Here is a 12,760-nt window from a genome sequence, read left to right on the forward strand (position 1 = left end):
CATCCTTTTCTAAGCCTTTCAGGGCTTTTCTGGGGGCTTTTCTGGGGGCCTTCTGGAGGCGTTACCCGGAGACGGCTGCAATCCGCGTTCCCGGACACCCTGATCGCCGTATCTGGCTCACCGCAACAGCGCCAGTCCGACGGGCGGGATCTCGACTGCTACGCCATCCCATCCCTTTGTACGGACATGCCCGATGTAAGTTCCGGTAAAAAGTCCCGGAAGTTACGACCTGCTCACAAGGTTCTTAGGAAATGACTGATTCAACTGTCAGCCCTTTCCCGGAATAAACTGCCCCCTTCACCCGCTTCTTACTCAGGACCCCTACGATGATTCTTGATGGTTCCGTTTCCGCAGTCGTCACCGGCGGCGCTTCCGGCCTCGGCGAAGCCACCGCCCGCAAGCTCGCCTCGCTCGGCGTCAAAGTTGCGATTTTCGACATGAATGACGTGCGCGGCGAAGCGCTGGCCGCCGAACTGGGCGGCGTGTTCTGCAAGGTCAACGTGACTTCGGACGCCGATGTCGACGCCGGTTTCGCGAAAGCCCGCGCTGCCCACGGCCAGGAACGCATCCTGGTCAACTGCGCCGGCATCGCCACCGCCGCCAAGACTGCCGGCTTCGACAAGAAGACTGGCGAGATCAAGCACTTCGCCCTCGACCAGTGGGAGAAGACCATCCAGATCAATCTGATCGGCACCTTCCGCTGCATCGCCAAGAGCGCCGCCGGCATGATCACCGGCACACCGCTGGAACACGGCGAGCGCGGCGTCATCATCAACACCGCGTCGGTTGCCGCGCAGGACGGCCAGATCGGCCAGTCCGCCTACTCGGCTTCGAAGGCCGGCGTGGTCGGCATGACCCTGCCGATCGCCCGCGATCTGATGAGCGACGGCATCCGCATCAACACCATCCTGCCGGGCATCTTCATGACCCCGATGATGGCGGGCATGCCGCAGAACGTGCAGGACGCCCTCGCCGCCTCCGTGCCGTTCCCGAAGCGCCTGGGCAACCCGGCCGAATACGCCAGCCTGGTCGTCGAGATGTGCTCGAACGGCTACTTCAACGGCGAGTGCGTACGCCTTGATGGCGCCATCCGCATGGCGCCGCGCTGAGCCTCGGATTCTGCTGAAGCGATTCTCGTGCAGAGAACGCATAAACAAGGCAGCGGATGATGCGAAAAGCCCGCGATGGAGTGATCTATCGCGGGCTTTTCCGTTCCTGAGCGAGCTTCGCCGCCGATGCCCGTAGCGAATCACACCCAGCGGCAATCGGATGGTTCGTGGCAATCACATCGCATCGAGCGGACTGCGTACGCCCCTGCCACCCCGATTCAGCACATGGGTGTAGATCATCGTCGTACTGACGTCGGCATGGCCGAGCAGTTCCTGAACCGTGCGGATGTCGTAGCCCGATTCGAGCAGATGCGTGGCAAACGAATGGCGCAGCGTGTGCGGCGATGCCGGACGAACGATGCCCGCGGCAAGCGCGGCGCGACGGACCTCACGCTGCACCAGCTTTTCGTTGTAATGGTGCCGCCGCCTGACACCCGAGCGCGGATCGACAGAGAAGTTCGACGCCACGAACAGATACTGCCAACCCCACTCGCTCGATGCATTCGGATACTTTTTCGCCAGCGCATCCGGCAACCAGACGCCGACGGTTCCACTTTTGACATCGTCCGCATGAAGCGCTTTCCGGGTTGCCAAATGGACTTGCATCGGTGCGATCAGCGCCTGCGGCAGCATGGTCACGCGATCCTTGCCGCCCTTGCCATCACGAACAATCATTTCCGCACGCGCCACATCGACATCCTTGACGCGCAGCCGCACACCCTCCATCAGCCGCAGGCCCGTGCCGTACAACAAGCGCGTGATCAGTCCGGCAGTACCTGCACACCGATCCAGCAAGGCTTGCACCTCCTTGCGTGAAAGCACCGTCGGCAAGCGTTGCGGCCGCTTGGCGCGGACCACATCGCCGATTCGCGGCAGATCGATCTCGAGCACCTTTTGGTAAAGGAACAGCAGCGCCGACAAGGCCTGATTCTGCGTACTCGCCGACACCTTGCCATCGACCGCAAGATGGCTCAGAAACGCCGAAACGGAGGCGGCATCGAGTCCGCGTGGATGCTGCTTGCCGTGAAACAGGATGAAGCGTTTAATTCAGTTCACGTAGGCCTCCTCGGTACGGATGCTGTAATGGCGAACACGAACCGCATCCCGAACCTGATCCAGCAGTTTCGGAGCAGGCCGACTAGGGGACTCGATCGAAGTACCGTTATCCATCATCTCAGGTCCTCCCACTGAAGACCTGACTCTATGTTTCAAGGACTTGCGATGTCTGTGACCGCGTTATCAAACCGCGATGCCGGGATAGGGGACTATTCGGGCAGTTCCCTAATTCGGGGCAAGTCCCCTATTTGGCGTTCGGCGGCTTGGATCGTGCAGCAGTAAGTTTCGGAGAACAAAGCGTGGTCGATGACGACTGGAAGGTTGTGAAATCGAGCGTTCAACTTCTGCCGCAGACCCCGGACGAGCGTAGCTCGTTCCCCGACGTGATGATTGTCCACGCTGGCAAAGAGGTCCGTGTCTCAAGAACTCATTGCATAGATAAGCAAGGGCCTGATGAGTCCGGGCATTACCTTTTCTACTACGAGTACGATCTCTACGACTTCACAAGCGATCGGGAGTCAGTCCGGGCCAAGTCGTACTCTGACGAGCCAGATGAAGTGAGCTTCTTGGGTATGCAGCGCGAGCACGAACACACGTTTCTGACCAAGCGGTTCATCGCGTCAAGCCCTCTCATTGCTGCGGCATGCCTCTACCTCACGTCGTCAAGCAAGTGCAGATTCCGTTGGTTGGATCCGGACAACACCGAGGTGGGATATTCGGAAATGTCTCCGTGCGAGGTTCACCCTGATGCTCCAAAGTAAGGTGGCCGCAGCCGAACAACACGTTGCAGCCGACGGACTTGCCTCCGCTTCGCTCCGGCAAGTCCGCGCCTGAACGTGAGCGTTGGGCCTATCGGAGACTAAATGTCTAGATTCATGCTGGTCATGGCACTCGGTTTATTCTCTGCGTCAGTGAGTGCTGGCCCATTGGAAGCGGTGCATGTTCAAGAAGGCCTCGACTTCGCAATTCCAAAAGCAACGCCTGTGCAGTTCGCGTCGTTGGAGCAGTACGGGGTGGCAACATTTGCAGGTCGTTTCTTAATGTCAGGCACTTTTTACTACGGGTACGAATCAGACGATCCAAACGCGGATGCCACGTATGGGTTACTGGAGCTCTACTTCATTCCCGACAAGCGCCTCGCAGCGAAGCTGCCGTACTGGTCGCAGCGAGGCCATGTGCATGAGATTCGGTTCCTCAATGAGCGAGCATTTGTAAACGCGGTAATCTCTCAGAAATCAATCAAAAATCTTGCCGAAAAGAAAATAAGGTCATTGAGCGGGCGCGCCTCGGTGCTGGTCGAGGGCTATCAAGCATCAGTCGAGTGCGACTACCCAACTTATTCAGTTACGTTTGTCTCCGCTGAAAACCTCGCTTCAATTGCGGCCACGCGAGAGCTTCTGGAGCAAATGGGATGCTAGAGCGGCCCAACAAAACGCTCCACGCGACGGCTTCGCGCGCGTGAGCTAGGGCGTTGTACCTATCACGATGAGTAGTTGTTAACTTTCATGGGGAGAAAAATAAATGGCTACGCATCCGTACATATCCGGTGCTGGGAATGTTGCCCAGATGGTGGCGCAATTAAGAAAGTCGTTCCCAGGCGTCATTAGCTCAGAGACGGTCAAGAAACTCGGCATCGCGCCGAACAACGAAAGCTACGTGATAAACGTGCTGCAGTTCATTGGCGTCATAGACTCCGAGGGCAAAAAGACACCAGCGGCGGCTAAGGCGTTTTCGCACCACAAGGACGAGGACTTTTCGAAGCAGTTCGCGCCCCTTGTAGAAAAGGCTTATGCGTCCTTATTCGAGTTGCATGGAACTAATGCTTGGAATCTGGATAGCGATGAATTGATTACGTTCTTTCGGCAAAGTGACCAGACAAGTTCAACTATCGGTGGCCGCCAAGCGGGTACATTCAAAGTTCTCTCCGGGCTTTCCGGCCATGGCGACTTGCCTGAGCCTAAGGCAAAGAAGTCCGCCAACACTGTGAAGACTGCTAAGTCGGCAAAGGTTGCCGAGCCAAAAAAGGAACACGCTCAGACTCAAAAAACGCCTTCAAGTGCCAGCATCCCTCAGCAGGCCAATATGAACGGAGGAGTTGGCTTAACGGTTCGCGTGGAAATAAATCTTCCAGCAGATGGAAGCAAAGAGACTTACGACAATATATTCAGAAGCATAAAGGAGAATCTTTTAGGTGGCTGACCTATTGGAACGCTTCGAACGCATCGTTAGGCAAGCTGGATCAATCACAGAGGCACGATCAGACCCGGTTGGGGGGTCGCATCCTTTCGATGATCGGAATATCCATTCAAGAATACAAGGCACATCAAAGAAACTGTTTGATGATGGCCACTATGCCTCCGCAACATTTGAGGCCTACAAGCTTCTTGACAAGGAAGTGGCGGGCATCGCGAAGATCAGCGAGTCCGGCGTAAAGCTAATGATGAAAGCATTCAGTGAACAGTCGCCGCTTATCAAGCTCACCAACGTGTCCACAATCAGCGAGAAGGACGAGCAAGAGGGATACAAATTCATTTTCTCAGGCTCGATTATGGCCATACGGAATCCGAGAGGACATGAGTATGGTGTAGTAGATTCTCCTACCGAATGCTTGGACCATCTAAGCCTCGCCTCTCTGTTACTGCGGCGGTTAGAGCGTGCAAAGAAATAAGTACAACTATCGGTTCAACCGGACGTGTCCGAAAAGCCGGGCACGCCGGTTAACCTGGCGTTGGGCCTAGAAAGATCATAAAAATGTCCGGCTTATCCGAAACCATCATCACACTCTGGCAATTAATCGGCGATTCGTGGCGGTTCTGCCTTGGCCTTTCAGCTACGCTTTGCGTTCTATTTGCTCTGGCAAACCTTATTGCCAATTCATCGCTGCAACTTGCCGTTTGTATTCCAGTCGGCGTAGTCGGTTTTGGGCTTGCTGCGTACTGGGAGGCAACTGCTGAGTGGCGCAGACAATAAAAGCATAGAGCATGATTTGGGCGCTGATGCGCGGGCTTTTTCCTCGAGGAGCCTACACAGTTGCAAGTTCTTGGTTTAATCATTTCGCACGCAGCAACACGCGTACAGACATGGCGCTGGCCGAACAAGGCGCTCCAGCTGACCGTTCTGTCCCCCGGCGTTTGTTGTTCTCATTTGAGTTCACGCCGGGGCGAAACGGCGGCTGAGCTTCGGCGTTAAGCGCTAAGAACAGTCCTTCACGCGGAGCTCAGTCGCCATCTTCATTCTCCTGCGCAAGTTGCGACTTGAGATGATAGGCATCGATGTCAAAGTCGGTGCTATCCGAGGCCGCCGCCAGTACCAAGGGCTGAACGCGCGCACGCTCCTCCTCGGTCTCGAAGCTTGTGAAGCCGGCGGCGGCCGCTTCGGCGAACAGCTGCTCCGATAGCCGCTTCGCCTTTGCTTCGTAGCTCTCCAGGTCGGGATTGGCGCCGGGAGGGATGTTCTCCTCGATCCATATGTCGACCCACCGCAGGAAGCGCTTGCTCATGACTGCCCACCCATTTCTTGCGTCGATTTCGGTGCCGGTTTCCCGGCCCGCCGTGACCTCGCCCGATACTTCGATCCGAGTCAGTAGAAGCTTACTGCATGGCCTTCAGAGGCGCCGTACCTCCTAATCCTTCGCTCAAGCGGGCTGCCATCGCGAAGTTGTCGCGGCGGACATGGCCCAGCCTTGAAGGCCGCGCGCACGGCCAGCGCAGGGTCTAAACTTTCCCCCTCATAACGGACGCACGCCATGCAAGCCTTTACCTATATCGCGGCTATCGTCGTTGGCCTTGGTGCCGGCTGGCATTGGCGTCGGCAGGCGATCAGCAAGGGGTATCAACGGACGCTGGTGAATCTGCTCACCCTGCCGAGGATGCTGGAGTTGGCCGGCGTCGCGCTGGTCATTGCGTTGATGCTGGTGCCGCTGGATCCCGTGCCGCCTGCGGAGCCGGAGACGCTGTTTTCCGAGAGCCCGGACGTGCCGACCAGCGTCACCATATCTGCACCGGATGATGAGTTCCCGCTGGATGCGCCGGACGACGATGACAGCCCTGGCGATCCGGTCGAGGAAGCGGTATAGACAGCTCGGCCAGCGAGCGCGATCGTGCGCAGCGCCGTTCAGAACGCCACGAGCCATAGGGCAAGCTTGCTCCGGAATGGCAGGGCGATAATCACAAAGCTGATCGGCGCCGGGCGTATCAGTACTTCACCACGGGGATAACAATGAAAGAACCACTCGATCCATCCCACATCATGCAGACCGCCACTGCATTCTGGGCTTCGAAAGTATTGTTGACTGCGGTGGAACTCGATCTATTCACGACCCTCGGCGATGGGCAGCAATCCGCGGCGCAACTCGGCCAGGCACTCGAGCTTCATCCGCGCGGCACGTATGATTTCTTCGATGCGCTGGTGGCCTTGAAATTTCTCGATCGGGATGGCGACGGCCCCGAGGGCCAATACAGGAATACGCCCGAAACGGCGGCGTTCCTGAGCAAGAAGAGTCCCACCTACATCGGCGGCGTGCCGCAGATGCTGAACTCCCGCCTGTTCGGATTCTGGAACCATCTCGGGACCGCATTGAAGACCGGCAAACCGCAGAACGAGGTCAAGGACGGTGGCAAATCGATATTCGAGGCGCTTTACGCGAACCAGGAAACCTTGGGCGAGTTTCTCGATGCGATGACCGGTTTTCAGGCCGCGAGCTTTGCGTTGCTGGCGCAAAAGTTCGACTTCCCAAGCTACAAAACGGTGGGCGATGTGGGCGGAGCCTTGGCGCTGCTGTCCAGAGTTGTGGGCGCGCACCACCAGCATCTGTCGTTCACCAGTTTCGATCTTCCTCCGGTGGCGCCGGTCGCGCTGAAACACATCAAGGCAGCTGGGATGGAAAGTCGGATCAAGCCGATTGCTGGGGACTTTTTCAAGGACGATCTGCCGAAGGCGGACGTCATCACCATGGGCAATATCCTGCATGACTGGAATCTCGAAAATAAGAAGATTCTGATCAGGAAGGCCTACGACGCCCTGCCCGACGGCGGTGCCTTCATCGCCATCGAGAACGTGATCGACGATGCCCGTCGCGACAACGCGTTTGGTCTGCTGATGTCGCTGAACATGCTGATCGAGTTCGGCGATGCTTTCGACTATACGGGTGCGGATTTCAGGAACTGGTGCAGCGAGGCTGGCTTCCGACGCTTCGACATGATTGCCCTCGCCGGCCCCACCAGCGCGGTGATCGCTTACAAGTAACCGAGCCAGTAACTTGCAAGCACAACAAGACCGACGGTAGGAAGCTGCGAGTGTTGGACGGCGATGCTGGGAAATCGCAGGGATACAGGGGAAGCCGATGAGCGTACTTGATAGAGGTCGTCAGATTCTTGTTCACGGATTGGTACTGATTCTGGTCGGCCTGGTATGGGGTCTCGTGGTGCCGCACACGCCCTTTCCGCGACTCGCCTTGGGTGCTCATATCCAGTTGGTCACGAACGGGATGCTGTTCGTTGCCATGGCGCTGCTCCTTCTTGCGGTTCCCAACAACGTCAGCGCCCGCTCGGCCTCCGTGATGCTGGTGGCTGCCTGCTTGACGTGGATCATGGCGCTCACCGAAGTCGCCAATTCCTGGTGGGGCACGAGCCAGATTCTTCCCTTGGCGGCGCAGCAGGCCGGAGCAACCGGAGGCGCGGTATGGCAGGAATTGATCGTCAAGCTGGCCCACATCGGCGCAGGCCTGGCGTTGATCCTTGCATGGGCGCTTCTTGTCGCCGGCTTTCTGAGAAAGCCATTGGCCTAGCAGCGCTGAGTCACTGCGCCGATCAGGCGACTGCACCGCTCGGCCCTGCGCGGAAAATCGTGGCTCAGCAGTTCAGGAGTTCAGTGACATGGCAGAGAACAAGACCCAGCTTACCGACGCGAGCGTGGAGCAGTATCTCGCCGCCATCGAAGACGAGGCTCGGCGGAAAGACTGCACGGCACTGGTCAAGATCATGACCAAGGCAACCAAGCTGAAGCCGAAGATGTGGGGTACGGCCATCGTCGGCTTCGGCATTCACCGCTACAAGTACGACAGCGGCCGGGAGGGAGAAACCTGTCTGATCGGTTTCTCCTCGCGAAAGGGCGACATCAGCATCTACGGAACGGGCAGTGCTCCGAAGCGCGAGGAATTGTTGTCAACGCTCGGCAAGCACAGGACAGGCAAAGGATGCCTCTATGTTGGCAAGCTCAAGGACGTGGATGTCGCCGTTCTTGAAGCGCTGATCGTGGATTCGGTCAGAACAAAGGTCGGATGAAGATTGGACGCGCTGATGCCCAAGCGCTCGTTGCACGAGACTTGCTTCATCAAACCTCAGCTCGCCGAAAACGCTCTGCGGCCACCAGGATCAAAGAATTGTTCCCCTCATGAAATCGCTCGTCTTGCTGTTAGCCCTGGGTGCGACATCGGCAGCGAATGCGCAGCAGTCGTCGGGCCCCGTTGTGCTCCATCCCGATGATGTGGCGAAGCTGACCGTTTCGCCCGGGGTGACGCTGAAGGAGCTTACCGGCCGTGTCGGCTCCCCCGCCGCTCGATCAACGATGGGCAGCGTGGCCTTGTTCCGCCTGGAACCGGGCCGCGCGAGTGCCTGGAGTCATAACAAGGTCGGCGAGGAATCGTTCTTCATCCTGAAGGGCAAGGGTGAAGTCTGGACCGGCAATCAGGCTCATGCCGTGCGGCCAGGCTCGTTCATCCTGATTCCGCCGAGCGTGGTTCGCTCCATTCGCGCCAGCAAGGGCGAAGCATTGGAGTTCTACGCGGTGACCACGCCGGCGTGGAGTTCCGATGACGATGTGCTGGTTCAGGCGCCTGAAGGTGCGCCGAAGTAAACCAGCGCGCACGACACGAGCTGGCCTCTTTCTTCAACGCCCGCCGATCAACGGCCCCAGCAGCGCCGGATCCGGCAGGCTCAGGCCGAGGCGTTTCGCGATCTCGTCGAGCCTGGCGCGAGCGTCCGGGTTCAGCTGCGTCAGCAGCAAGATCACCGGGCGAATATCCGGCAGCTGGAATACAGCGCGGATGATGTCGGCAAAAATCGCGTCGTCCTGCAGCACCGGCAGATTGATCACCCGCTGCTGCTGAGCGGGTTCCATACGCGCGACGATTGGCAGCAGCACGTCCCAGCGACCGATCGCCTGGGTATTGCGGACGATGGTATTCAGTGAGGCTTCTGGCAGTGAGCCGGTGATCGCGGCGAGCTTCTGCTGGAGGCCGACGTCGACACCCGAGATCAGCGCCAGCGCTTCGCCCCAGAGTTCTGCGGAGCCATTGGCGCTGTGCTCGACCACACTCTTGAGCCGCTCCGGCGTCAGTCGCTCGACGATATCGCCGAGCCTCGAGGTGTCCTCGGCGAAGAACGCGATGTGCAGCAGCTTGGCATTGTCCGGTATCGCTTCGACGACGGCGGGTATGACGTCGAGCGCAATCAGATCGATGAAGCGGCCCATGGTCACGTACTCGCCGCGCGCCGCCAGTTCGCGGGCGATGGCGATGATCAGATGCTTCGGGAAGCTGCCGATCAGTTCCTGCGCCGAACGCGGATCGAGCTGCATGCAGGTATCGACCATGAACGGCAGCTTGAGCTTGCCGGCGATCTCGATGGCGCGAGAAGCCGGCACCAGGCCGCAGACTCGGGCGCAGATCAGCGGGCCGATCACTTTCTCGATGATCAGCACCAGGATCGGAATCGGCAGCAGGCGGCTCGCCACCGCCATGTTCTGGAAGCGCTTGCGATCGGCATCGAACATCGCCGCCGTGGCCTGCTCACGCAGGGCGCGGATGGTCGCAGGCGTTAGCTGGCCGAGCCAGGCCAGCGACTCCTCGGCGACGCCGCAGAGCCTTGCCAGCTTGATGATCTCGGCGCGATGCCCGAGTGACAGCGTGGCCAATGACATGCGCTAGAGATCCAGAATCTTGCGCACCGCGCCGCGCAGCAGCAGCGGCACGTGGCTGAGCGATTCGGTCAGCGCCGCGTCGACCTGCGTCTTCTGGCGCCGCTTGGCTTCGCTCAGCAGCGTGGCCAACTGGGCCAGCTGCTTGGGATCGAGCGCATCCAGGCCTGCGGGCGGCGCTCGATCGAGCGCTGCCCGCAGTGCGTCCAGCGACGCGCTGCGTGAATCAGCCTTGGCCATTGACGAAGGTACTCAATGCGCTGTCTTGGCCGGTGCCAGATTCTTCGGCATCGTCGCCGGCGCCTCGCCCGGCTTCGGCGGGAACAGGAACGCAGCGATCGCCGGCAGGCCGAGCACGGCGCCGAACATGTTCGCGGTGAACATGAACAGCAGCAGCAAGCCCATGTCGATCTGGAACTGGAGCTGCGACAGCAGCCAGGTCGAGACCGACGCCGCCAGGGTGATGCCAGTGAAGATCACCGCCTTGCCGGTGCCGCGCAGCGTTTCGAAGTACGCCACCCGCAGGCTCTTGCCTTCCTTCAGGCCGGACATCAGCACGCCGTAGACGTAGATGCCGTAGTCGACGCCGATACCGACCGCGAGCGCCAGCACCGGCAAGGTGGCCACCTTCATGCCGATGTCGAGTTAGGCCATCACCGCGTAGCCCATCTCGGAGACCAGCGCCAAGGGCAGGATGATGCAGACGATCGCCTGCCACTGACGGAAGCACATCCACAGCAGGACCAGGATGACGACGTAGACCAGCAACACCACTCGGCCTTCCTGCTCGTGCACCACTTCGTTGGTCGCGGCCATCACGCCGACATTGCCGGTAGCCAGCGCGAAGTTGACCGGGCAATCCTTGGTCATGCCCTCATAGGCGGTCTTCAGGTCCGTCTGCTTCTTGCGTGCCGCATCGAGCACTTCAGCCGTGGCGCTGTCGCCCAGCTTGAACACTTCGCCATTCGAGGCCTTGAGCTTCTGGAAGGTGTCGTACTTGGTCGCGCAGTATTCCGGCTTGGTATCCGGTGCCTTGGCGTAGAAGTCCGCAGCGTTCTCGGCGTTGAACTTCTTCACTTCCTCGACGATGTGGCTGATCGTTTCCGCCTTGTGATCCTTGGTGAACAGATAGATCGCCAGCGCGTCGCAATCATCGTTGAGCAGGCCGGTAGAAGTCGGCACCAGGGCGGTGGCCTGGGCCAGCGCGAACTGGTTGCGCGGCAGCACCAGCGCATTGAGACGGCCTTCGGAAAGGCCCTGATAGACGAGCTTGGCGAAGGTCAGCAGCGACAGCGTCGACTGCACGCCAGCGGTGTTCTCCATCTTCCAGGCGAAGCGATCGGCCTGATCCATCAGCTGATAGCTGACGCAGCCGTTCGGCTTGGTCTCGGCGATGACCTTGAAGATATCGACGGCGATCTGGAAGTTGTCGGTGATCGCGTTGAAATCCTGGTTGAAGCGCGAATCCGGACGCAGTTCGGGCACGCCTTTCAGCGCATCACCCACCTTCAGATCCGCCTTGCCCCACAGCGCCCAGCCAAGCATCGCGCCTGCGGCCACCATCACCATCGTCGCCACTGCCGGCTTGGTGACGCCGGACAGCCACCACCAGATCGGATCGAGCTTGGCGTCTTTCTTGGTCTGGCGATCGATGAAGGCGTTGACATCCTTCAGCTTGATCATGGTCAGCCAGATCGGCACGAACATCTTGTTGGCAACGATGATCGCCAGCCCGCCGAGCACGGCGTTGATCGACATCTCCTGAATGATCTGGATCTTGATCAGGTAGATGGTCGCGAAGCCGGCGACATCGGTGAGCAGTGCGATGGTGCCGGCGATGGCCAGGCGGCGGAAGGTTTCCAGCGAGGCATCGAAGCTGGACTTGCCGGCATGGACTTCATCGACCCAGGCGTTGACGTACTGCACGCCATGACTGACCGACACCGCCAGAATCAGGAACGGCACCAGGATCGCGAATGGATCGACGCCGAAGCCGAGCGTCTTCAGCAAGCCCATTTCCCAGACCACGGCGACCACCGACGAGAACAGCGGAATCATCGCCAGCTTGAACGAACCGCAATAGATCCAGAGCAGGAAGCCGGTGATGATCAGGGTGAGACCGAAGAAGCCGGCGACTTCGAGCGAAGCCTTGGTCATGTCATCGACGATCTTCGCGAAGCCGATGATGTGGACCTTGATACCGTCCTTCTCGTACTTGGCGCGCAGTTCTTCGAGGTATTGACCGACCTTCAGATAGTCGAGTTTCTCGCCAGTCTGCGGATCGATTTCCAGCAACTCGGTGAGGATCATCGCGCCGCGCTGATCGTTGGTGACGATGCGGCCGATCACCTGCGCCTTGGCGACGTTGGACTTCACTTTCTGCAGCACTTCCGGCGTTGGCGCGTAGTCCGGCGGGATCACCGTGGCGCCGCTCAAGCCGCCTTCGATGTTCTCGACGTAGTTGACGTTCGGGGTGAACAGCGAGGTGACCTTGGCGCGGTCGACACCGGGCATGAAGAACACTTCATCGGTGGCCTTCTGCAGCGTGCCCATGAATTCCGGCGTGTAGATATCGCCGGTGCCTTCGTCCTTGATCAGTGCCACCAGCACCGTGTTGGCACCACCGAAATCCCGGTAGTACTCGCGGAATTTCTCCATGTACGGATGTTCAAGCGGCACCG

Annotated in this window: 16 protein-coding genes; 10 read left to right on the forward strand and 6 right to left on the reverse strand. The window is 59.2% G+C overall.

Annotation, left to right across the window (positions count from 1 at the left end; all coding sequences use genetic code 11):
* The first annotated feature begins 326 nt into the window (after positions 1-326).
* Positions 327-1,109, forward strand: coding sequence for an SDR family NAD(P)-dependent oxidoreductase (locus tag QZY06_RS16925; protein WP_295686247.1), 783 nt, complete (start codon positions 327-329; stop codon positions 1,107-1,109).
* 174 nt (positions 1,110-1,283) lie between these two features.
* On the opposite strand, the gene QZY06_RS16930 is transcribed toward QZY06_RS16925, so the two are convergent.
* Positions 1,284-2,156: an integron integrase gene (locus QZY06_RS16930; RefSeq protein ID WP_367275665.1), complete on the reverse strand. Its 873-nt coding sequence runs from the start codon at positions 2,154-2,156 to the stop codon at positions 1,284-1,286.
* Between the two features lie 308 nt (positions 2,157-2,464).
* On the opposite strand from QZY06_RS16930, the gene QZY06_RS16935 reads away from it, so the two are divergent.
* From QZY06_RS16935 to QZY06_RS16950, 4 genes are all read left to right on the forward strand, one after another.
* Entirely contained in the window at positions 2,465-2,926 is a 462-nt protein-coding gene (locus QZY06_RS16935) for a hypothetical protein (RefSeq protein WP_295686249.1), read from the forward strand.
* 102 nt (positions 2,927-3,028) lie between these two features.
* The gene (locus tag QZY06_RS16940) at positions 3,029-3,583 is read left to right on the forward strand and encodes a hypothetical protein (protein WP_295686251.1); all 555 of its coding nucleotides are present in this window, start codon (positions 3,029-3,031) and stop codon (positions 3,581-3,583) included.
* A 103-nt stretch (positions 3,584-3,686) separates the two neighbouring features.
* Positions 3,687-4,364 (forward strand): DUF5343 domain-containing protein, encoded by a 678-nt coding sequence (locus QZY06_RS16945; RefSeq protein ID WP_295686253.1) that lies wholly within the window; start codon positions 3,687-3,689, stop codon positions 4,362-4,364.
* Positions 4,357-4,833, forward strand: a complete 477-nt coding sequence (locus QZY06_RS16950; RefSeq protein ID WP_295686255.1) for a TIGR02391 family protein — start codon at positions 4,357-4,359, stop codon at positions 4,831-4,833. Before QZY06_RS16945 ends, QZY06_RS16950 begins: the two co-directional genes overlap by 8 nt.
* A gap of 549 nt (positions 4,834-5,382) precedes the next feature.
* On the opposite strand, the gene QZY06_RS16955 is transcribed toward QZY06_RS16950, so the two are convergent.
* Positions 5,383-5,664 carry a DUF768 domain-containing protein gene (locus QZY06_RS16955; RefSeq protein WP_295686257.1) on the reverse strand — a complete coding sequence of 94 codons (282 nt, stop codon included), beginning with the start codon at positions 5,662-5,664 and terminating at the stop codon, positions 5,383-5,385.
* Positions 5,665-5,910: 246 nt separating this feature from the next.
* Here QZY06_RS16955 and QZY06_RS16960 point away from each other — a divergent pair, with 246 nt between their 5' ends.
* From QZY06_RS16960 to QZY06_RS16980, 5 genes are all read left to right on the forward strand, one after another.
* Entirely contained in the window at positions 5,911-6,240 is a 330-nt protein-coding gene (locus QZY06_RS16960; RefSeq protein ID WP_295686259.1) for a hypothetical protein, read from the forward strand.
* Between the two features lie 143 nt (positions 6,241-6,383).
* Positions 6,384-7,409: a methyltransferase gene (locus QZY06_RS16965; protein ID WP_295686261.1), complete on the forward strand. Its 1,026-nt coding sequence runs from the start codon at positions 6,384-6,386 to the stop codon at positions 7,407-7,409.
* A 97-nt stretch (positions 7,410-7,506) separates the two neighbouring features.
* A complete protein-coding gene (locus tag QZY06_RS16970) occupies positions 7,507-7,950 on the forward strand; it encodes a hypothetical protein (protein ID WP_295686263.1) in 444 nt (147 codons plus the stop codon).
* Between the two features lie 88 nt (positions 7,951-8,038).
* Entirely contained in the window at positions 8,039-8,446 is a 408-nt protein-coding gene (locus tag QZY06_RS16975) for a DUF1801 domain-containing protein (RefSeq protein WP_295686265.1), read from the forward strand.
* A 292-nt stretch (positions 8,447-8,738) separates the two neighbouring features.
* Positions 8,739-9,017 carry a cupin domain-containing protein gene (locus QZY06_RS16980; protein ID WP_295686268.1) on the forward strand — a complete coding sequence of 93 codons (279 nt, stop codon included), beginning with the start codon at positions 8,739-8,741 and terminating at the stop codon, positions 9,015-9,017.
* Between the two features lie 33 nt (positions 9,018-9,050).
* Here the strand turns inward: QZY06_RS16980 and QZY06_RS16985 are convergent, their stop codons facing one another.
* The 4 genes from QZY06_RS16985 to QZY06_RS17000 form a co-directional block, all read right to left on the reverse strand.
* The gene (locus QZY06_RS16985; protein ID WP_295686270.1) at positions 9,051-10,082 is read right to left on the reverse strand and encodes a hypothetical protein; all 1,032 of its coding nucleotides are present in this window, start codon (positions 10,080-10,082) and stop codon (positions 9,051-9,053) included.
* Positions 10,083-10,085: 3 nt separating this feature from the next.
* Positions 10,086-10,319 carry a hypothetical protein gene (locus tag QZY06_RS16990; RefSeq protein WP_295686272.1) on the reverse strand — a complete coding sequence of 78 codons (234 nt, stop codon included), beginning with the start codon at positions 10,317-10,319 and terminating at the stop codon, positions 10,086-10,088.
* Positions 10,320-10,331: 12 nt separating this feature from the next.
* Complete coding sequence (locus tag QZY06_RS16995) at positions 10,332-10,712, reverse strand: MMPL family transporter (RefSeq protein ID WP_295686274.1); 381 nt, start codon at positions 10,710-10,712, stop codon at positions 10,332-10,334.
* A 12-nt stretch (positions 10,713-10,724) separates the two neighbouring features.
* On the reverse strand, positions 10,725-12,760 hold a 2,036-nt coding region (locus QZY06_RS17000), incomplete at its 5' end, for an MMPL family transporter (protein ID WP_295686276.1).

This window comes from uncultured Nevskia sp., assembly GCF_903885465.1.
Lineage (GTDB): Bacteria > Pseudomonadota > Gammaproteobacteria > Nevskiales > Nevskiaceae > Nevskia.

What these genes read in the sequence shown, in the direction of transcription:
- QZY06_RS16925 (WP_295686247.1), top strand. Translation starts at nt 327, where the DNA reads ATGATTCTTGATGGTTCCGTTTCCGCAGTCGTCACCGGCGGCGCTTCC.
- QZY06_RS16940 (WP_295686251.1), top strand. Translation starts at nt 3,029, where the DNA reads ATGTCTAGATTCATGCTGGTCATGGCACTCGGTTTATTCTCTGCGTCA.
- QZY06_RS16945 (WP_295686253.1), top strand. Translation starts at nt 3,687, where the DNA reads ATGGCTACGCATCCGTACATATCCGGTGCTGGGAATGTTGCCCAGATG.
- QZY06_RS16955 (WP_295686257.1), bottom strand. Translation starts at nt 5,664, where the DNA reads ATGAGCAAGCGCTTCCTGCGGTGGGTCGACATATGGATCGAGGAGAAC.
- QZY06_RS16960 (WP_295686259.1), top strand. Translation starts at nt 5,911, where the DNA reads ATGCAAGCCTTTACCTATATCGCGGCTATCGTCGTTGGCCTTGGTGCC.
- QZY06_RS16965 (WP_295686261.1), top strand. Translation starts at nt 6,384, where the DNA reads ATGAAAGAACCACTCGATCCATCCCACATCATGCAGACCGCCACTGCA.
- QZY06_RS16970 (WP_295686263.1), top strand. Translation starts at nt 7,507, where the DNA reads ATGAGCGTACTTGATAGAGGTCGTCAGATTCTTGTTCACGGATTGGTA.
- QZY06_RS16975 (WP_295686265.1), top strand. Translation starts at nt 8,039, where the DNA reads ATGGCAGAGAACAAGACCCAGCTTACCGACGCGAGCGTGGAGCAGTAT.
- QZY06_RS16985 (WP_295686270.1), bottom strand. Translation starts at nt 10,082, where the DNA reads ATGTCATTGGCCACGCTGTCACTCGGGCATCGCGCCGAGATCATCAAG.
- QZY06_RS16990 (WP_295686272.1), bottom strand. Translation starts at nt 10,319, where the DNA reads ATGGCCAAGGCTGATTCACGCAGCGCGTCGCTGGACGCACTGCGGGCA.
- QZY06_RS16995 (WP_295686274.1), bottom strand. Translation starts at nt 10,712, where the DNA reads ATGAAGGTGGCCACCTTGCCGGTGCTGGCGCTCGCGGTCGGTATCGGC.